At 43.1% G+C, this 19,889-nt stretch carries 23 protein-coding genes and 1 pseudogene; 9 read left to right on the plus strand and 15 right to left on the minus strand.

Annotated features, from left to right (window positions below; all coding sequences use genetic code 11):
* Positions 1–281 precede the first annotated feature (281 nt).
* From A8C56_RS15915 to A8C56_RS15935, 5 genes are all read left to right on the plus strand, one after another.
* Positions 282–992 (plus strand): GNAT family N-acetyltransferase, encoded by a 711-nt coding sequence (locus A8C56_RS15915; RefSeq protein WP_067758087.1) that lies wholly within the window; start codon positions 282–284, stop codon positions 990–992.
* A gap of 22 nt (positions 993–1,014) precedes the next feature.
* Positions 1,015–2,217, plus strand: coding sequence for an argininosuccinate synthase (gene argG / locus A8C56_RS15920; protein WP_067758090.1), 1,203 nt, complete (start codon positions 1,015–1,017; stop codon positions 2,215–2,217).
* On the plus strand, positions 2,201–2,554 hold the full coding sequence (locus tag A8C56_RS15925; protein ID WP_067758092.1) for a cupin domain-containing protein: 354 nt from the start codon (positions 2,201–2,203) through the stop codon (positions 2,552–2,554). Before argG ends, A8C56_RS15925 begins: the two co-directional genes overlap by 17 nt.
* A gap of 62 nt (positions 2,555–2,616) precedes the next feature.
* Positions 2,617–3,600 (plus strand): N-acetyl-gamma-glutamyl-phosphate reductase, encoded by a 984-nt coding sequence (gene argC / locus A8C56_RS15930; RefSeq protein WP_067758094.1) that lies wholly within the window; start codon positions 2,617–2,619, stop codon positions 3,598–3,600.
* Positions 3,601–3,682: 82 nt separating this feature from the next.
* Positions 3,683–4,279, plus strand: coding sequence for a hypothetical protein (locus A8C56_RS15935; protein WP_067758097.1), 597 nt, complete (start codon positions 3,683–3,685; stop codon positions 4,277–4,279).
* Positions 4,280–4,344: 65 nt separating this feature from the next.
* Here A8C56_RS15935 and A8C56_RS15940 read toward each other — a convergent pair whose 3' ends face one another.
* The 7 genes from A8C56_RS15940 to A8C56_RS15970 all read right to left on the minus strand — a co-directional run bounded on the left by A8C56_RS15940 (position 4,345) and on the right by A8C56_RS15970 (position 10,662).
* A complete protein-coding gene (locus A8C56_RS15940) occupies positions 4,345–4,806 on the minus strand; it encodes an RES family NAD+ phosphorylase (RefSeq protein ID WP_067758100.1) in 462 nt (153 codons plus the stop codon).
* A 3-nt stretch (positions 4,807–4,809) separates the two neighbouring features.
* Entirely contained in the window at positions 4,810–5,214 is a 405-nt protein-coding gene (locus A8C56_RS15945; protein WP_067758103.1) for an antitoxin Xre-like helix-turn-helix domain-containing protein, read from the minus strand.
* 101 nt (positions 5,215–5,315) lie between these two features.
* Positions 5,316–6,044 (minus strand): hypothetical protein, encoded by a 729-nt coding sequence (locus A8C56_RS15950; RefSeq protein ID WP_084490245.1) that lies wholly within the window; start codon positions 6,042–6,044, stop codon positions 5,316–5,318.
* Positions 6,045–6,090: 46 nt separating this feature from the next.
* The gene (mgrA, locus tag A8C56_RS15955; protein ID WP_067758106.1) at positions 6,091–7,083 is read right to left on the minus strand and encodes an L-glyceraldehyde 3-phosphate reductase; all 993 of its coding nucleotides are present in this window, start codon (positions 7,081–7,083) and stop codon (positions 6,091–6,093) included.
* 133 nt (positions 7,084–7,216) lie between these two features.
* A complete protein-coding gene (gene dacB, locus A8C56_RS15960) occupies positions 7,217–8,587 on the minus strand; it encodes a D-alanyl-D-alanine carboxypeptidase/D-alanyl-D-alanine endopeptidase (RefSeq protein WP_067762160.1) in 1,371 nt (456 codons plus the stop codon).
* A gap of 96 nt (positions 8,588–8,683) precedes the next feature.
* Entirely contained in the window at positions 8,684–9,637 is a 954-nt protein-coding gene (locus A8C56_RS15965) for a hypothetical protein (RefSeq protein ID WP_067762162.1), read from the minus strand.
* 44 nt (positions 9,638–9,681) lie between these two features.
* Entirely contained in the window at positions 9,682–10,662 is a 981-nt protein-coding gene (locus A8C56_RS15970; RefSeq protein WP_067758109.1) for a long-chain-fatty-acid--protein ligase, read from the minus strand.
* Positions 10,663–10,745: 83 nt separating this feature from the next.
* Here A8C56_RS15970 and A8C56_RS15975 point away from each other — a divergent pair, with 83 nt between their 5' ends.
* The 4 genes from A8C56_RS15975 to A8C56_RS15990 all read left to right on the plus strand — a co-directional run bounded on the left by A8C56_RS15975 (position 10,746) and on the right by A8C56_RS15990 (position 13,585).
* On the plus strand, positions 10,746–11,615 hold the full coding sequence (locus tag A8C56_RS15975; protein WP_067758112.1) for a UbiA prenyltransferase family protein: 870 nt from the start codon (positions 10,746–10,748) through the stop codon (positions 11,613–11,615).
* A 31-nt stretch (positions 11,616–11,646) separates the two neighbouring features.
* Positions 11,647–11,919 carry a hypothetical protein gene (locus A8C56_RS15980; RefSeq protein WP_067758125.1) on the plus strand — a complete coding sequence of 91 codons (273 nt, stop codon included), beginning with the start codon at positions 11,647–11,649 and terminating at the stop codon, positions 11,917–11,919.
* Positions 11,920–11,935: 16 nt separating this feature from the next.
* On the plus strand, positions 11,936–12,736 hold the full coding sequence (locus tag A8C56_RS15985; protein ID WP_067758128.1) for a 5'-nucleotidase, lipoprotein e(P4) family: 801 nt from the start codon (positions 11,936–11,938) through the stop codon (positions 12,734–12,736).
* 96 nt (positions 12,737–12,832) lie between these two features.
* Positions 12,833–13,585: a pyridoxine 5'-phosphate synthase gene (locus A8C56_RS15990; protein WP_067758131.1), complete on the plus strand. Its 753-nt coding sequence runs from the start codon at positions 12,833–12,835 to the stop codon at positions 13,583–13,585.
* 507 nt (positions 13,586–14,092) lie between these two features.
* Here A8C56_RS15990 and A8C56_RS15995 read toward each other — a convergent pair.
* From A8C56_RS15995 to nusG, 8 genes and pseudogenes are all read right to left on the minus strand, one after another.
* On the minus strand, positions 14,093–14,536 hold the full coding sequence (locus A8C56_RS15995; protein WP_245645533.1) for a nuclear transport factor 2 family protein: 444 nt from the start codon (positions 14,534–14,536) through the stop codon (positions 14,093–14,095).
* Positions 14,533–15,017 (minus strand): annotated as a pseudogene (locus A8C56_RS25535) (SRPBCC family protein). The gene A8C56_RS15995 and the pseudogene A8C56_RS25535 overlap by 4 nt, the downstream one beginning before the upstream one ends.
* 2 nt (positions 15,018–15,019) lie before the next feature.
* A complete protein-coding gene (locus tag A8C56_RS16005) occupies positions 15,020–15,379 on the minus strand; it encodes an ArsR/SmtB family transcription factor (protein ID WP_218917193.1) in 360 nt (119 codons plus the stop codon).
* Between the two features lie 61 nt (positions 15,380–15,440).
* Positions 15,441–15,692, minus strand: a complete 252-nt coding sequence (locus tag A8C56_RS16010) for a hypothetical protein (RefSeq protein ID WP_157098009.1) — start codon at positions 15,690–15,692, stop codon at positions 15,441–15,443.
* Between the two features lie 566 nt (positions 15,693–16,258).
* Positions 16,259–16,786, minus strand: a complete 528-nt coding sequence (locus A8C56_RS16015) for a hypothetical protein (RefSeq protein WP_084490444.1) — start codon at positions 16,784–16,786, stop codon at positions 16,259–16,261.
* A gap of 10 nt (positions 16,787–16,796) precedes the next feature.
* Entirely contained in the window at positions 16,797–18,317 is a 1,521-nt protein-coding gene (locus tag A8C56_RS16020; RefSeq protein ID WP_067758137.1) for an APC family permease, read from the minus strand.
* A 214-nt stretch (positions 18,318–18,531) separates the two neighbouring features.
* On the minus strand, positions 18,532–19,140 hold the full coding sequence (locus A8C56_RS16025) for an OmpH family outer membrane protein (protein ID WP_067758139.1): 609 nt from the start codon (positions 19,138–19,140) through the stop codon (positions 18,532–18,534).
* A 153-nt stretch (positions 19,141–19,293) separates the two neighbouring features.
* A complete protein-coding gene (gene nusG, locus A8C56_RS16030) occupies positions 19,294–19,887 on the minus strand; it encodes a transcription termination/antitermination protein NusG (RefSeq protein ID WP_067758142.1) in 594 nt (197 codons plus the stop codon).
* Positions 19,888–19,889: the final 2 nt, after the last annotated feature.

Raw genomic sequence — 19,889 nt, forward strand, 5'->3', positions numbered from 1 at the left:
TAATGTGCAATATTCAAGATTGCATTATTTTTGCTGATCGAAAGTACAATTTGTTTTTAAATGAATAACTTTTTAAAGCATACAAAACATGTTGCCTTTTACGCAGGCATCACCACCGGCATCTACGCAGTGGGGTTTGATGTTATTGTATGTTTTCCACGACCGATGCGCTGTCCTGATTGCTGACAGGACAAACCCCTGACCTGGGCCCTGTCAGTGAAAAATCTCCGCCAAACATCTAATCAGGACTGGTCTTCCGCAATTCAATTCAATTACACATCGTGGACAATCTTAGCAAGGAAATTATCGTTAAAGTAGCAGGTGCTGCCGATAAAAAATTCTCAAAAATCATTACAGATGAAATGGAGGCTTCAGCAAAAGCCCGCGGAACGGGTATTGCCAAAAGAAGCCCAGAATATATTGAAAAAAAGATCGATGAAGGCAAGGCTGTTATTGCCCTTACAACAGACGGGGAATGGGTAGGCTTTTGTTATATCGAAACCTGGAGCCATGGCGAATATGTAGCTAACTCCGGCCTGATTGTATCGCCCAATTTCAGGAAAAGCGGTGTGGCCAAACAAATTAAACAAACTATTTTTAAGCTCAGCCGTCAGAAATATCCTGAAGCCAAGATATTCGGGCTGACCACGGGTCTGGCTGTAATGAAGATCAACAGCGACCTGGGTTATGAACCTGTTACCTATTCAGAGCTCACACAGGATGAAGAGTTCTGGGCCGGGTGCAAAAGCTGTGTGAACTATGAGATCCTTATGGGCAAAGATCGTAAGAACTGTATGTGCACTGCCATGCTTTATGACCCCAAAGATCATTATGAACCGGAAGAGACAAAAGCGTTCTTTGAAGAAAACAAAACCGGGCTGGAGCGCCTGCAGCGCTTAAAACAATGGAAGTTCTTAAAAGCCTTCCGCAAAAAAGACAAGTCCGGCAGCGGGTCCGGAACCATAAAATCATTCTTTAACTTATTTCACTAATTAATATAATTCTACTATCAAAATGGCTAAAAAAGTTGTACTGGGTTTTAGTGGAGGTTTAGACACATCATTTTGTGTTAAATACCTTACAGATGACAAAGGGTATGAAGTGCACAGCATTATTGTAAATACCGGTGGTTTTACTGAAGAGGAGCTGAAAAGAATTGAGGAACATGCAAAAAAACTGGGCGTAAAATCACACAAAACAGTCAATGCCGTAAAAAACTATTACGACTCCATTATACGTTATCTCATTTATGGAAACGTTTTAAAAAACAACACCTATCCGCTGAGCGTATCGGCTGAAAGGCTTAGCCAGGCGCTCCATATTGCAAAGTATGCACGTGAAATAAATGCAGATGCCATTGCGCATGGCAGCACCGGTGCCGGGAATGACCAGGTACGCTTTGATATGGTCTTCCAGATCATGGCTCCGGAACTGGAGATCATTACTCCCATACGGGATATGAACCTCAGCCGCTCCGCCGAAGTAGAATACCTGAAAAGCAAAAGCGTGGAAATGAATTTTGAAAAATCGGTCTACTCTATCAATAAAGGCCTTTGGGGCACCAGCGTTGGGGGGAAAGAAACCCTTTCCTCAAACGGGTATCTCCCGGATGATGCATGGCCTACCCAGGTTACAAAGACCGGAACAGAGCCCGTAACCCTTTCTTTTGAGCAGGGGGAACTAAAAAAAGTAAATGACCTGGCCTTTGATCATCCTGTGGAAGCCATTCAGCATTTACAGCAAATTGCGGGACCTTACGGCATTGGAAGAGATATTCATGTAGGAGATACCATCATTGGCATTAAAGGCCGGGTAGGCTTTGAAGCCGCTGCGCCTATTTTAATTATTAAAGCTCACCATGCGCTGGAAAAGCATGTGCTGAGCAAGTGGCAATTGCAATGGAAAGATCAGATCGCCTCCTTTTATGGTACCTGGCTGCACGAAGGGCAAATACTGGATCCCGTAATGCGCGATATAGAGGCGTACCTGGAAAGCAGCCAGCGCAATGTGACCGGAGACGTTTTTTTACAGCTGCACCCCTACCGCTATCAGGTACTGGGTATTGAAAGCCCTTACGATCTGATGAATAATGAGTTTGGAAGTTATGGGGAGACCAACAGAAGCTTTACCGGTGATGACGTAAAAGGTTTTACAAGAATATTCGGAAACCAGACTTCCATCTATCACCAGATAAAAGAATATGCCAGCCAAAAATAAGGTTGTAAGCGGGGAACAGCCGCTTTATGCTTATACATGGGGCCCGGGATGCAGAGCGGCTGTGTTATCTGCCGATCATTTATCCGTAAAACAGGAAACAATTCCTGCGGGAAGTGGTGAACAGCTTCATTATCACAATAGGGCGGTCCAGTTTTTTTATATATTGAAAGGAACTGCCACGTTCGAGATTGACCAGGTATCTTTTCAGCTTCAGCAACGGGAAGGGATAGAGATACAGGCGGGACAAAAGCACAGGATCTGTAATGAGCATGAGGAATTACTGGAATTTATTGTATATTCCCAACCTTCAACAGAGAAGGATCGTGTAAATTTGTAAGACTGCAAAGCAGCATATTTTATAACACCAGGCTGTTGCCTGGTTCCTGAAAAAAATTAGCAATGAGCATAAAAGCTGGAATTATTGGCGGGGCCGGCTATACCGGTGGCGAGTTAATACGGATACTGATCAATCACCCGTCTGTGCATATTTCATTTATCCATAGCCGGAGCAATGCAGGTAAGCCGGTTACAGATGTTCATAGCGACCTGATTGGTGACACCAGCCTGGAGTTCACCAGTGAAATAGCACAGGATATTGACGTGCTGTTCCTTTGCCTGGGACACGGAGAGTCCACAAAATTTCTTCGGGAAACCTCCATCAACCCATCCATAAAGATCATTGACCTGGCCAATGATTTCCGTCTGAGAAAAGATCGTAAGCAACCGGAACTGAACCGGGAATTTGTATACGGTTTGCCGGAACTGAACCGCGAGGCCATAAAAACGGCTTCAAACATTGCCAACCCGGGATGTTTTGCCACCACCATTCAGCTCGGATTGCTGCCCCTGGCCAATACCGGCGTCCTGAAAGAGATCTATACCACAGGCATTACAGGATCTACAGGCGCAGGGCAAAAGCTGGCCGCCACCTCTCATTTCAGTTGGAGAGCCAATAATATACAGGCCTACAAAACCCTTACCCATCAGCATCTGGGAGAGATCGGCGAATCACTGGATCAGCTGCAACCCGGAACAGAAATTGAATTAAGCTTTGTTCCCTGGAGGGGAGATTTTACACGCGGTATTTTTATAAGTTCTACCGTAACCACTGATCTTTCACTGGATGAGCTTTACGTCATTTTTGAAGACTTTTATAAGGAGCATCCCTTTACCACCGTTAGCCGCGCGCCTATTTTCCTGAAACAGGTAGTGAACACGAATAAAGCAGTGATCCAGTTAGAAAAAGTAGGAACCAAACTGGTAATTCATTCTGCAGCAGACAATTTATTAAAAGGCGCCAGCGGGCAGGCCGTGCAAAATATGAACCTGCTGTTTGGCCTGGACGAAAGAACGGGGCTTAACCTGAAGCCGGCCGCATTTTAAAAGATTTTCAGGGTTTGTTGCGTTTCATAGATCCTGTTCGTTATAACAGTTATAAACCGATTGCTGTTTTAATACAAACAATATGAAAACAAACCTAAGCGCTTTACAGGGATTCCTGCTTATTCTTTTAACGGCCTTATTATTCTCCTGTAAAAAAGACAATATGGCTGACTCCGGCCAGATTAAAAGAGGCAAAGAGACTTATTATTGGTACAATAATAAAAAAATTCCCCTCTATTATGATAATACAGTCTGGTCTGTAAAGGTTAACGGGAATACAGAGCCCAAAAAGGCTGATTTTCCATCATTTGAGAATAAGATAACGCAAATCGGCTCCTTGGGCAACGGGTTTTTCAGGGTAGATTTTACAGAACCCGTAGACCTCCGGTCTGTAAGTGGCAGTATCCTTTTTGCCATCCCCTCTGTGGTAAAAACAAAATACGAAGAAAGCACCAGGGTCCTCCTCACCGGCAACCTCTCCCTTTCCTTAAAAGAAAATGCCGATCTGGAAGCCATTACCTCAAAATATGAACTTACAATAATAGAAAAGGGGGCTTATAGTGTGCTGTTACAAAGCAAAAACCCTATAAACGTTATCGAAACAGCCAATACGATCTATGAAAAAGAGGATGTAACCTGGTGTGAACCCGAATTTTTTGGGAAGTTTACCACTTTTTAAAATATAGCAATCAATGAATCAGCGCTCATCCGGTATAGCCGATGCGTTTTTGAAACAATCCCTTTTTATAACCCGCTATCCAAATACCGGTTATCCAGCCCATACGGCCTGGATGCTGTTATCTTTACTTTTTTGAAATCGGGATGTTGCGGGTTTAGTAAAACATCAGACTCTTCCGGAATTATTGCGGAAGGTACCCGCATCATTAAGTGGGAACGGTGCAGCAGAAACTGGTCGCCCATAAACTGGGTATATTCCATATCCTCCACCCATTTATCCTTTAGAATAGCTGGTTGAACCTGCACCCCGGGGCTTTCGGGCACTTCAATGGTTAACAGGTAGTAGTTCATCCGTAGACTGTACAAACCACGGTCAAAATTTACAACAATCTCCAGTGCAGCCAATGAAATGTGTTCAAAAGTATAAAGCGCATATACTCCTTTTGAATTCCAGCGACCTCCAAATAAAAAAGCGCCAAAGCCGGAAATATCTTCCCTGTAGGGAGCGTTTACCAGGCGATAAACCAAGCATCAGGCAGAAATTCCGTGTTCAAGACGATGAAGTAAAGCAATGACATCCTCTATCCCGGTATGTGTTGTAAGCTGCTCTTTTACTGATGCACCATTTAAAGAAAAAGGCCGGCTGTTTATCCACTGACGGAATCCCTCTTTACCAAAAAAGTCATTTCCAATGTCTATGAGCGTTTCTAGTAAAAGGATCCGTTCAATCTGAAGACCATTAAAACCGCTTCCATCCTTTGCATAGCGGTGCAAAGTGCGTTCATTGATATAAAGCAGATCGGCCCATTCATTTAATGTAAAGGGGCTTTTATCTGCAATTTTTTTAAATTTTGTGAATGTAAAATCCTTTACATCCGGTGCTCTTTTGGAAACTTCCCGGCGGATTTCGTATATGGCTTCAAAATCTGAAACCATTGGAAGCGGAGCGTCTTTGATAAGGGAATCTCTTTTAGTGTGTTTTTTATAACCCGACTTTTGTCACAAAGGTATATGCTTTTTGTCGCCTTTCTTGTATTTTACAATTCTTTTTCCATTTTTGACCACACTTCATAAATAGGCGCTCCTTTTGAGCTAACACCGGTATGTATCCAGTTCTGTCCCTCCAGGTGGTCTTTAAATTCGAGCGTCATTCCCACACGGGAATTATCTCTGGAGAAGAACTCGATCGTTTCTGCATATACGCCATTTTTAAAAGTATACATGCCACCCCCGGTTCCCGAAAATTCTCCTGTTTCAACATTTATAGCCGCCCATTGGAAGCGGTCATTGGTCAGGAATTTTAAGGTGCGGCGGGGAGCCAGTGGCATGTCCTTTACCACATTGCCCTCCTTTCTGCCGGTGATGCGCCATATTCCGCTCATTTTATTATCGGCTGCACCCACTTTCTGCCATTCGCCTTCTTCGCCAGACAAATTACTTATTGCCTTATCTCCCTTTACCTTCCAGGTAAACACCTCGCTGGTCCCTGTTTTTGCCTTATTATCAGAACAGAAGCGGTAATTGATCGTTAAATTACCATTTTCAACAGTATGAAGCCCACCAAATGTTTTATGAAACTTTTTACCAGACAAATCATAATGCGTTATCATACAATAACCATCCATTGCCATCAGTATCCATGTATCATTTCCCTTAGTAAGCCTCCAACTGCCGCTAAGGGAGGTGCTCTTTGCTGCAACGGTAAAACCTAAAGCCAGCACAAAAAAACATACAATAAAAATACGGTTTGCAAAATTCCATTTCATACGGCCTGCTTTTAAATGATATAGTACAATGCAAAACAGTTTCCCGCTATTTTCCGCTATTCAGGATCTGTTCTATATGCAACAACTCATCTCTGGAAAAGTTTTTGTGCTGCAAACATTTTAAGGAATCGAGCAACTGATCACTGCTGCTGGCACCCACCAGCACAGATGTGATTCTTTTATCCTTTAATAACCAGGCAAGCGCCATCTGTGCCAGGCTTTGCCCACGTTTTTCCGCCAGTTCATTTAATGCCTTTATCTGTTCCAGCTTCTCAGGCGTAATTGCCGACTTTTGAAGAAAGCCGTGCTTTTTAGCAGCCCTTGAGTTTTTGGGAATCCCTTTCAGGTATTTATTGCTTAATAAGCCCTGGGCCAGCGGGGAAAAAGGGATGCATCCAACTCCTTCCTTCTCCAGCAGATCCAGCAGCCCCCCCTCCACCCAACGCTCAAACATAGAGTATTTGGGCTGATGGATTAAACAGGGAGTACCCAGTTTTTTTAGGATTTTAAATGCTTTCGCCGCCTCCTTTTCCGGGTAGTTGGAAATTCCCGCATATAAGGCTTTTCCCTGCCGAACAATAAGGTCCAGTGCCGTCATTGTTTCTTCCAGCGGTGTTTCAGGATCAGGACGATGGTGATAAAAGATATCTACATAGTCCAGCTGCATCCGCCGGAGGCTCTGATCCAGGCTGGCAACCAGGTATTTTTTTGACCCCCAGTCGCCATAAGGCCCGTCCCACATGGTATAGCCGGCCTTTGACGAAATGATCAGCTCATCACGGTGCTTTTTAAGATCACTGTGCAGGATCTTTCCAAAATTGGTTTCCGCAGAGCCGGGAGGAGGTCCGTAGTTATTGGCCAGGTCAAAATGCGTGATCCCTGCATCAAAAGCCGTATGTATTATTTTCCGGTAGGTTTTCTCATCATCCACATCCCCGAAGTTGTGCCAGAGGCCCAGCGAGATGGCGGGCAACTTTATTCCTGAAACGCCGCAACGGCGGTATTCCATTTCCTTATATCTTGATGGATTGAATTTCATATGCTTGTGATTTTATGTATTTTTTTTCGGATTTGCCGGAATGGCTCATAGTCCGTCGATAGTCCCATTCCGGATACTTAATACGCAATTTTTATAGCTGATTACTGAAAACTGACCACTGATAGCAGCCTACTCACTTCAGCTCATCCAGTACTTTATACATTTTCCGGATAAGTGCATACTGGCTACCACTGTAATTATTGACCAGCATCGAAAAAATATACTGATCGCCATCTTTCGATTGCTGATAACCAGAGAACCCTTTTACGCGGTTGATCGTTCCGCTCTTCATCTTCATATCATTGTACACCGGGAACGCTTCATAATAGTCTGCAAACCAGGGCTGCTGCTGTGCGTATTTTAAAATAGTGACCTGTGCCTTTGTGGTGATCCTGTTTTGTGGCGAAAGACCCGAGCCATCGTATAAGTGCAGCTCTTCCGGGTCTACTCCTTTATCTTTCCAGTACTCTTTTTCCGCATCGATGCCGTTATCGGTTGTTGCCTGTCCTTTTTGCTTAAGACCAACCGTTTTTAATAATGCTTCCCCGTAAAGGTTCACACTTTTCCGCAAAAACCAATAGATAATCTTAGAAAGATCGGGAGATGCATTTGTAAAAAACCAGTTTACATTTTTTTCTTCTTTAGCTGTAACCGTTATCTTGTCGCTTGCAAAGCTTACGGTTCCTTTCAGGTTGCTGATGACCGTTTTCACAAACTGATTAGCCGGGTCATAAATAGATCCTGAAATAACAAATCCTTTTTTTTCTGCCGGGATGGTTCCGGTCAGTATTCCTTTTTTATTGCCCATAGAAGGATAATACAGATTGGTGTTATCATCAGAGGTCTTACTTCCTGCCGTAGCTTTGGAAGTGATGGCATAATCATATAAATAGGGGTCTGTTTTTACAATCGAAACCGGGCTGCCTTCCGCACCGGATCTCAATATCAGGTCAAACTGGTTCTCGCGCCAGTTCAGGGCCTGCGCGCCCGCACCGTAATAATTCCCCAGGTCCTCCCAGATCCACCCATCCGGGATGGTTTCATCGCCCCAGAGCCCGGTATAGATAATCACAGAGTGCAGCTCTTTTACACCTGTTTGCTGTATGGCAGCTTTTAGTTTGGAAAGGAAAACAGGTGCTTTCGTGTCGTCCCAGCGCCAGCTGGCTAACGTAGGATCCCCGGATGGATCAATATACAGGCTTTTACCCCTGGGTGTATTTACGATCCCGAACCGGGTTTCATATTTAAAATCTTTTCCCAGGATGTCAAACGCAGTAGCTGCTGTAATGATCTTTTCTGTAGATGCAGTAGCCATGCCCATACTGCTGTTCTGATCAAAAACCACTGCTCCGGTCTTTGCATTGATCACGTACAGGGAAACCAGCGCATGGCTTAACTGTGCATCTGCATTAAATGCTTCCATTGCCGTGCTCAGCCTTGTGCTTACCTGGCCCTGTGCTAAAAAGCAGCCCAATAGCGCCAGGGAACAAAACAACCTTCTCATAATAACGATCATTAAGAAGGGAAAATACAAATTTATTCAGGAAGAATGGCACCGTTCATCCTAAAAATTTGCGGGTGTACACAGAAAAGCAGGAATCTATTTGAAGTTGAACAACGTTGCCGTGAACAGGCCGCGCTCCCGTTTTTTAAAGATCACATCCCAGTTGCCGTTATAGCGCAGCACACTGGGAACCAGCAGCCGTCCCGCATGTGTCAGCTCCACTTCCATATGCACATCAAAATCATAAGCGCCGGTGTTATAGCTAAGATCATAGGCCCTGCCCATGATCTCAAAACTGCGGTCATTAAACCATGTGGTCATATTATTATAAACGATCCTGTTACGGTCAGATGCGCTCAGCCCTTCTTTGGCTTTGATCTCAAATTTATACGCATATTGCCCGTTGTAAGAAACATAATCAATGTTATAATCATACAGATCCGCCACACGGGGATCAAAAATGTTGCTCTTTTCACCCATAAACGGAATACCGGGTATTTTCTTTCCAGGGTTAAAGAAAAGCATTTTTAACTGCTCCTTTCTTTTTTCAATGCCCGATTTATCTTTTGGGTTCAACCCTGCATTCCCCACAATATTATTTTCTCCGCAAACTTTTCCGCTGGTAAAGAACAGGCCGGCATACAGCTCTGCCGTATAATAATTATACTGGCCGTTCTCGTCCACCATGTCACCCGTTGTTGTTTCATATTCCTTGCTCATGGTTCTGCACCCCCTACTATAGGTCTGATGCGTTTTGCTGTTTAAAGACGCTATCTGTTTGCCCCGTTTATCTTTCATTACAATATTATTGAGAGAAGAAAAACTGAGCACCCTTAAATTTTTAAATGCCTTGTAAAACGTGGTGTCTTTTTTAACACGATCAATAAAGCTGGGCACATTGAGCCTATTATTGACCACAATTTCAGAAAGCGTAACCATCTGTGCCAGCCGCTCATTATCTAATGAATCCTGTACAGCCTCATTTACCTGGGCATGTAAACCATTTACTGCACCCAGTAATAATATAAGGAACAAGAGTTTTAATCTCATAGCTGCAAAGAAAAACAAAGCCTTGTTAATAGTAATAAAAGATTTTAAAGCGCCAGCAGGCTGCATCCCCTTATATCGCTGTTATCCCTCCTGCCCAGTATTTCAAAAGAGCCATCAGGGTGAACCACCCCCAGGTCATCTGTTGCAATAAAGCTGCAGGAATAAATATTAGCCAGGTCTATAATATTCAGAACGCCGCGTGCCGGCGCGGTCAGAACGGATAGCGGATCTTCTTCCTCCCTTAAAACCACTTTCATCCATGGAGGAGTATTAAAAAGGCCGTTTTCTTTTGAATAGGCCTGGGAAAGCAGCTCCGTCATCCCATATTCAGAATGAATCCGGGAAACGCCTAACCCACTCTTTAATAAATCGTGCACTTCTGCGCGGATCAGTTCCCGCCTCCGGCCTTTCATGCCACCGGTTTCCATAATCAGGGTGTGCTGCAGCTGTTTGGGAAACCGGGCAGCAAAATCGATCAGGGCATAGGTAACCCCTATCAGCAGCGTTTTTTGTCCTGCAGCCTCCACGGCATCCAGGGTACGGGAAAGCTCCTCAAAATTATTCAGGTAAAATCCGCTTTGCGGGTGGCCGCTTTCCCTGATCAGGTCATTGACCATAAAAATCAGGGAAGAATGCCCCCTTTCCAGGTAAGAGGGCAACAGCCCCAGCACACAAAAGTCTTTTACCGGGCCATAGAACCGGGTAAACGCCTTCCTGAAACTTTCCACATATATACCGGCGTCCTTCACCAGGTGCTTACTGTTAATGGTTCCGGTGGTTCCGCTGCTTTCAAAAATGACATCCGGCTCAAACCGGGTTGTGGTAACCTTGTGCGTTTTAAAAAAGCTGACCGGCAGAAAAGGAATATCAGCAAGATGGTTCACTGCTAAAACATTGCAGCCAATCCTATCTGCATAGCTCCGGTACAGGGCATTATTTTCACATTGAAAAAGAAACAGTTCCTTTGCCACTGCTTCAAAGCTTTGTTCATCAACTGAAAATATCCGGTCCCTGAGCTCGTTCATTAAAATTAGAAAATGCGTCTGCAAAGGTACAAATCTGTTTTCAGATGCTTAAAGAAGTTAAGTTTGCAGAGAAATCGGTTTAAATGATCAGCAAAGGACGCAATGTTTTTGATTTCCTTGTTTTCAGCAATCTCTTTATTGCCTTTTGTGCAGTAGCAATGTGCATCTGTACGGTTGCTTCATTCCATCTTGGTAAACTGCCGGTCCATTTTGTAGCTTTTATATTTTTTTCTACACTGGCCAGCTACAGCATCCACTGGTACCTGACCAATGCCGATGTGGAAGTTACCGCTACCCGCACCAGCTGGCTGAAGCATCACAAAGAAGTGCATGCTGCCTTTTTCATCATCAGCGCCATTGGAACAGGTATTTTCCTGCTGCAACTGGCGGGTTACTGGCGCTACATTATTCCTGCCGTTGGCTTAACACTCATGTATACTGCTCCAAAATTTCCGCATCCTGTTTTTAAAAGGCTGGAAAAATACATATTGGGCAAAACCTTCCTGCTGGCAGCCATGTGGACCTATGTAACCGCCGTGCTGCCCTTTTTTATTGTACATGCAGACTGGAAGGCTTCCTTTTATATCTATATCTTTAACCGGTTTACGCTGCTGTTTGCCATCTGTATCTTATTTGACATCAGGGATCGCCAGTTCGACAAACAAACAGGTGTTAAAAGCCTGGTGACCATCTTACCCTTGAACAAAATAAAAATTCTTTTCATTGTTTTTATTGTGCTGAACCTTTTCAGCTCGGGAATATTATATATTTATAATCAATCAATTACAGACCTTATCTTTCTTGCTGCGCCTGGTTTGTTTACCTACTTTTTATACCCGCTTGCGATAAAATCCAAGAATGATTACCTTTTTTATTTTATTTTAGACGGCCTGATGGCGCTTACTGCTGTTTTGTATTTTATGAAAAATGTTTTTGACACATATATACAATAAGAGTTAGCACAAAAATTGATAGAATAAGATTATGCATACTTCATTTAATAAAATAGTCCACTTTACCCGCCTTATTAAAATTAATGGCAGACTGAGAGAGTTTAACTACCGCAAAAATAACAATGCCGGCACCTACGTTTTTGATGTAGACACAGCAGACGACCGGGGCAACCGCCTGTTCTTCAGGCTGGCTAAAGAAGATAATGAATGGCAGCTTACCTCCAAGCTTCCTGTACCTGAATGGATCACAGATAACCGGGAACTGCTCATTACTGAACTGGAAGAAGGTGTGCTGAATAATTAAGACCCAATCAGTTTGCATGAAAAGAGCGTTGTTATTATTGCTTTTAACAGCAGGTGGTGCCTGCACTGCTACAAAGACTACTGTAAAAAATCCGGAACAATCCCACCTTGTTATTGATGGTAAATTATGGGGATCGCTGTTTCAGCAGAAGGCCGCAGAATACGCGGCACTTTGTTACCAGGCTTATAATACCGCCCGTACCAGTCTTGATAAAATACTGCAGGACAGCTCATCCAGGCCTTTGGCAATCGTAACCGATATTGACGAAACCTTTCTGGATAACAGTCCCTATGCCGTTTCCCGTGCTTTGCAGGGGCTTGATTATGAAAATAAAACATGGCATGAGTGGACTGCCAAAGGTGTGGCTACGCCTTTGGCCGGCAGCCTCGATTTTTTTAATTATGCTGCAGCCAGAAATGTAACCGTTTTTTACATTACTAACAGGGATGAGCAGGAGCGGGCAGGCACACTGGCCAATCTTAAAAAATTCAACTTTCCTTTTGCAGACAATGAGCACCTCATACTGATGAAAGACATCAGCTCAAAAGAAAGCCGCCGCCAGGCTGTTGCTGAAAAATACAATATAGTACTATTCTTAGGCGATAACCTTGCTGACTTCAGCGCACTATGGGACAAAAGATCAACGGAAGAGCGCCTGCAGCATGTAAAAGAGCATGCAGCAGATTTTGGTACCCGCTATATTGTACTGCCCAACATTACCTATGGCGGCTGGGAAGATGCGATCTATGGCAATAAGCATACGTTAACCCCTGCACAGAAGGACTCGGCTGTAAAAGCAAACCTTACGGACGATTAGACCTTTCCTCTAGCCTTTCCCGGTAAAAAAGGAACTCAAATTAGTGTACCTTGCAAAGGTTAATACAAGCATTTTTTCCTCATAAAAATTACGGGTATGACAAAATTATCAGTAAATATTAATAAGATTGCTACCTTACGCAATGCGCGTGGCGGTAATAATCCGGATCTGATAAAAATGGCGCTGGACGCGGAGGCTTTTGGAGCTGATGGCATTACGGTGCACCCCCGGCCTGATGAACGCCATATCCGGTATAAGGATGTCCGCGACCTGAAGCCCCTGCTGACCACAGAATTCAATATAGAAGGCAATTGCAGGGAACAGAAATTTATCGACCTCGTTCTGGAAGTAAAGCCCCACCAGGTAACCCTGGTGCCTGATGCCACCGGCCAGTTAACCTCTGACCACGGCTGGGACACTATTCAATACAAAGATTATTTAACGGACATCATCAGGACATTTAAGAAGGCTGGAATACGGGTTTCCATCTTTGTAGACCCCGACGAAAAAATGGTTGAAGGAGCTGCTGTAACCGGAACAGACCGTATTGAGCTTTATACGGAGTCTTATGCCAGGAACTTTTTATCGGATAAAGAAAAGGCAATTGCTCCTTTTGTAAAAGCCGCTGAACATGCCAGGGAACTGGGACTGGGACTAAATGCCGGGCATGACCTCGACTTAAAGAATCTGAATTATTTTAGCAGCCAAATCCCGTGGCTCGATGAAGTTAGCATTGGACATGCAATCATCTGTGATGCGCTTTACCTGGGTTTTGAAAACACCATCCAGTTGTACAAAAGGCAACTGGCTATGCAGGGAGATGTGCAATCTGTAATCATTAATAGCTGATTGGCCAGACAGAATAATTGCCTGCAAACTTTATTTTGTTGTAATAAATATTCGCCTTTGTCAAAAGCCCTGGTCCTTATGTTTTGCAACAATTCGTCTTGTGCCATCGCCTCAAGCGGGGATAATGGGTTGCAATATTGAAGAAAGTTATCCATTGCGGTTCTTTGCTTTTCCTTCGTTATGAATGTTCCGTTATTCTATTGTAATGAGAAACAATAATTCCACATTTGAATGAGATTGCATTTATTAATTTTAGGTTAGAATATTGCTGACGGATTTGTTTAGAGCGGTCTTGGTAGTCAGTCGAGGATTACTTCTGTTGTAACATATGCTGTAAAACCGGATCGCTCTTAATACGCTCTGTTTCGCTTTCAACCATATTCAGAACATCCAGCTTTATCTGTTTGTAGTTGGCTTCAATTTCCTGCTCATATTATCCTTTCCGTTTTCATTGGTAAGAGATAGCATCCGTGGTATCTTTTTTAGTTTCTCGTTTCAGTGGCAATCTTATGGCCTGGAAAACATCAAATAACTACTTAGCTTTTTAATTTTACCGTTGTTCATATGGAAAACATCACAGAAAAAAGCATTAAATGCACCACCGCCTTTTCTTTTTCCTTGTACAGTGCCTTCTGCGATAACAATGTCCAGTTCTTCAACCATACGGATAACTTTTATAGTGGGCTTACCTTCAAATGCGTCATTTTCTATTTCCTTATCAAATGCTACTTTGCCGGAATGATAATAAACTCCCGGCATTTCCCATACAACATCATCTGTTAAACACGACAATATTTTTTGATGGTCACCTGCGTTAAACCCATCCATATAATCCAACACCGTTTTTTTATTTCGGCTGATATCATTGAGATTTTCCCTACAGGCAGTCACTATCATTGTTCCCAACAGTATAGCTATTAAAATAACGTTATGTTTAGTTGATTTTTTCATATTCCGGCAGTTAACTGTTGATTGAGTTTATTAAACATCTTAATCCAGCTTTGATAAGCACCTGTTTTCTTCGCTTCCTCTTCTGAAACGGTTTGGTGGATTGTGGCCTTCGTTTGGTTACCTATTGGTTCAAAAGTTACAGTGGTCAGGATTTCGGCAGGCCATTCTGTTGACTTTCCGGCTGCTATCGCGCCTGTCATATCACCTCTTTCATTAGAAAGCTGCATTGTGAAAACCAACTTCCTTGATTGCAATATTTCCAAATAAGTACCAATAATCCAGCAATCGCCATGCACCGGATCATGAATGCAGGAATGAAAGCGCCCCCCTTTTTAACGTCAATAGATTTGTATTCTATGGTGCATCCATCCGGAGCATACCAACGCCTGAGTTTTTCAGGATCAGTCCATGCATCAAAAACTAGCTTGACAGGCGCGTCAAACAAGTGAGTAATTAAAAGTTCTTTGTCTTGTGATTTCATATCTATTGTTTTTTTGTTTCAGCTAAAAATTTGTCCAATTTTTTAAAGCGTTGGTTCCACAGCTTACGGGATGCGTTTACCCAATCAACTACCTCATCTAATTGTTCCAGCCGAGCTTCACAAACTTGTTCTCTCCCTTTTTGAGTGAGAGCAATCATTCCGCATTCATTTAGAACTTTTAGATGCTTAGCAATTCCCTGTCTGGTAATCCCCGAGTTCTCTACGATTTGGCTTATATTTAATGGCCCACCCGATAGCTTCTGTATAATCATTCTTCTGGTAGGGTCTGCAATTGCTTGATAAACGTCACGCCTTTCTATCATAATACAACCATTTAGTTGCACAAATATAAATACAACCATTTGGTTGCTCAAATTTAATTTTAATTTTTTCTGCAGGAGGCAGATATGTCATGCAGAGGGCTTATTGATGCTGCGCCAAATGCTGTAAATCGGAGCCGTTCTTGATGCGTTCCAACTCGCTTTCAACAATCTGTGTACTATGCAGCTTTACCTGTTTGTAATTGGCTCCTATTTCCTGTTCCCTAATAACCGCTCCGGTTTCATCAGTAAAGGATAATATCGGCAGTATCATTTTGTAGGCCTTGGTTTCGGCGGCCACCTTTTCATTGTCCACCACAATTTCACCGTGGAAACTCAAATAGGGGCTGACCAAAAAGTCCCCTTTGTTATGCTGAATTTATTTCAGCATCTAAAATGGCATCTGATTGCAAATAGATTCTGAAACAAGTTGCCAATGACGTATTTCTAAGAATCTGGGTTACAATATTCTTTTTTATATGATTGGATACGCTCTGTATAATGTAGAGCGGTCCTATTTTTCTTCTGTACCTTTTTGCTTGCCCAAAAAGGTACCCAAAAAATGCCCCCGGAATCGGTTACAGCGCGATTCCGGGAGGGTGCTACTATCGGCTCCTGTGCATAGTAGTAGGTCCGCCAGCTGGCGGACGCTCAGCTTTAGAACTTCTATGTTTAGACCGGAGCTACGCTTTCACCATTGAAGTAACTTTAATTTGGAAGCTCCGAAAAAAACGTCATGGTCTCGTTGATTTTGCTACGCAAATAAAAAACTCAGAACGACAATCCACTATAAACAAACTTCTTGGCCATCCCATCAAAATTACACCAAAGAAATTTAACCAGGAAAGAAGCTCTTTACGCTTATTTTAAATAGCGCTCCCTATGAAGAGGCGGGTTATCCACACTATTCCGTTTTCAGGATCACCGGTTAGAGGAAGAATCCGGCTGCGCCAGGTCTGGTTCTGTGAACATAAAACCATTCAATGCAGCAAACCGTGTTTGGCTGGTTCTCATACGCTCTTCAACATCCTGTTGGGCAGATAACTTCTGATACATATCGTCCGTTGCCTTTAATCGTTCCACCCCGTTAGCGGCGTTGCCTATTTCCTTGTAGCTGCTGTAAACGCTTTTCAAATATTCGAAATACCGGATTACAACGGTTTTAAAATCAGCCCCTCCCTGGAAAGAAGCTGCATCTATTTTATTCAATGTATCAATTTTCCCCTGGATCAATGATTCCATTTTGCCCGCAGCACCAGCCATACCGCTATAATTAGCACTATCTCCAAAAGCTTTGATCTCGTTTTCAGCCTGGCGTATAGGCTCTGCAAGGCTTTGCTGCATCCGGAGCACTTCATCGCTGTACTGCTTTGCGGTAATAGCAGGTTTGTTTTTACAGGCTGCCCAACAAAATATAAAAAGAAAGAAAAGGGGCACTCTTAATTTCATAACCCGGTTTTTATACTGCATTAGTTGCTGCTTGTGAAGCATGTTTCATTTTCTTCGCATAATAATAATAAATAGGTATGCCGATAAATACAATAATCAGGCCGAACAAAGAAGTTTTTGTTTTTGCATAAAGCAACCCCACACCCAGGGTTCCCGCCATCAATAAATAAATAATAGGTATTATGGGATATCCGAAAGCCTTATAGGGTCGTTCCGCATCCGGGCGTTTTTTCCGCAGCACAAATACACCAACAATCGTTAATATGTAAAACACCACAGTAATGAACACCACATAGTCCAGTAACAGGCCGTATTGTCCACTCAAGCAGAGCAGGCTGGCCCAGATGCATTGCGCCCACAGGGCCCATTGCGGCACGGCGTTCTTGTTTAAGGTACCGGCCCGGGGTATAAATAAATGATCTTTTGCCATTGTATAATAAACGCGGGCGCCGGATAAAATGAGGCCATTATTACAGCCAAAAGTGGAGATCATGATCATCACGGCAATAATGGCGGCACCATAGCCTCCAAAAATATTGAAAGCTGCAGCCGTTGCTACCCTGTCCTGCACGGCAAAGGCAATATTGGGGGCGGCCACTTCTGTGGGATAGGCAACCGTTCCTGCTGATGCTGACGGAAGCAAAGGCAATACAAACAGGTACATGATGTTGATCAGCACATATACCACCGTAACGATCAGCGTCCCCAAAAACAGGCTAAGCCCGACATTCCTTTTGGGGTTCTTTATTTCGCTGCCGATGAAAGTAACATTTTCCCATGCCACGCTGCTGAATACGGATCCTACCATTGCCCCGCTGATGAGGCCCAAAGCCACCATCAGGGTGACCGGTTCCTGGAAAGCAGACCAGCCTTTGGCACCGGAAGCATCTGTTACAGGTGTTGTAAATTTCATATTAAAGCCGGTAGCCCAGTTCGTGCTCCAGACATCTGCCTTGGCAGCCAGCAGCAATCCGAAAACAATTAACCCGAACAGGGAGAACAATTTTACCACTGTAAAAATAGTTTGTATGATCTTTCCCTCCTTAACACCACGGGTATTCATAAATGTAAGAAAGATAATCAGTGCAATGGAAACCAACTGGGCGGGAAACAATTTTACCGGGCCCAACTGAAACAAAAGATTTCTTTCGTCCATAGTGAGCGCGGGAATAAAATAACCTGCAAATTTACTGAACGCAACACCCACCGCGGCAATGGTACCCGTTTGTATTACAGCAAAAAAACTCCAGCCATACAGAAAGCCCAGCAGCGGGTTATAAGCCTCTTTTAAATACACATACTGGCCGCCAGCCTTGGGAAACATAGCTGAGAGCTCTCCGTAGGTTACTGCTGCAAAAACGGTCATTACACCCGTAATCACCCATAAGGCAATCAGCCAGCCTGCTGAGCCTACCTGGCGCGTCATATCTGCAGCAACAATAAAGATACCGGACCCGATCATAGACCCGGCTACGATCATTGTTCCGTCAAATAAGTTGAGCGATTGTTTAAATGTAACTTTCTCAGCCATTATTTTAATTTAGTAACTCAAAATAAGATTTAATTATAAAATAATGGCAAAAAAATGAGGCTGTATCAAAAGTCATTTCAGAACATAATGTCGTTCTGAACTTGGTTCAGAATCTATTGAGAATCATAGCTCATTTAGATGCTGAAATAAATTCAGCATGACATTCGTGGACTTTTGATACAGCCCCGTATAGCTATAAAACTTTTAAACAGGATTATTTCTTCTCGTTCGCGTATTGGTCATTGAGCCCCTTTAGCACCTCTTTGGTAATATCATAGGCCGTATCCTTATAATAGAACAGCCCAGGCTCATAGGAAAAAATAAAAGAAAAGGTCTTATCCGCATTAAACACTTTCAAATAATCTTCAATCTTCTTTTTAACAGCAGATATTTTGTTGTTCACAAAGTTATTGTATTCATCTGTTAAGTTCTTTTGCTTTTCAAGGAACTGCTGCTGGCTGGCGTCCACATCCTGTTTTGCAGCCATATACTGCTCTTCGGTCATATTATTACCTTGTTGCTGATAGCCTGCCACCTTTGTCCGCAGCGCCTTTTGCATAGCTTCAAGGCTTGCATTCATTTCATTCTGCTTCTTCCTTATTTCATCCTGCGCGTTTTTTGCAACAATATATTTTTCCTGCAGGGTGTCCATATCAATATAAGCAAACAGCACTTTTTTGTTGAGCATGGAATCCTTGTCCTTTGATAAGACATCACCGGCACGGGGGCCTTTACTGTCCGGGCTTCCGCTGAATTGTTTGTACAGCAAAAATCCTACAGCAATAACCAGTAACCCATTAACGACCAGGAGCGCATTCTTCATTTCTCAATTTTTACAGTAATGATTGTAACAACTTGCAATATACCAATGAATAAAAAACTTTTCAACAAAAAAAAGGATCTTAGGAAAGCGTTAACACCCAAAAAAACCGCCCCGGCTATGCGGGGCGGCTTCAATAGTATTCAATGTCAAAGATTAAACAATTTTTTCAACCTGCATGTAGTTCAGCTCAACCGGTGTTGAACGGCCAAAGATCTTAACTGTTACCTTCAGTTTTTTCTTTTCATCATTCACCTCTTCGATCACCCCGTTAAAATCATTAAATGGCCCTTCAACAATCTTGATCGTTTCACCCACAATGAACGGCTCTACCATGCTTACTCCGCCGGCCTCAGCCATTTCGTCCATACGACCCAGCATTTTGTTCACTTCTGCTTTTCGCAGCGCTATCGGATTGTCTTTACCCAGAAAATGGATAACGCTGTTTGTATTTACAACCAGATCCCTCAGATCATCGGTCATTTTCCCATCCAGCACTTCCACCATTACATAACCGGGATAATAGTTTCGTTCCCGCATTACCTTTTTTCCATTCTGCACTTTGTAAACTTTCTCAACAGGCAGGAACACCTGTTTCACCACCTTATCAAAATCGCTTCTTGAAATTTCTTTATCCAGATACTCCTTTACCTTCCGCTCTTTACCACTAACTACCCGCAAAACATACCATTTGGTATCCTGCTGGGGAGTTTCCGGAGAAGTATTATCTGTTATATTTGTTTCTTCCATTA

The organism is Niabella ginsenosidivorans (genome assembly GCF_001654455.1).
Taxonomy (GTDB): Bacteria; Bacteroidota; Bacteroidia; order Chitinophagales; family Chitinophagaceae; genus Niabella; species Niabella ginsenosidivorans.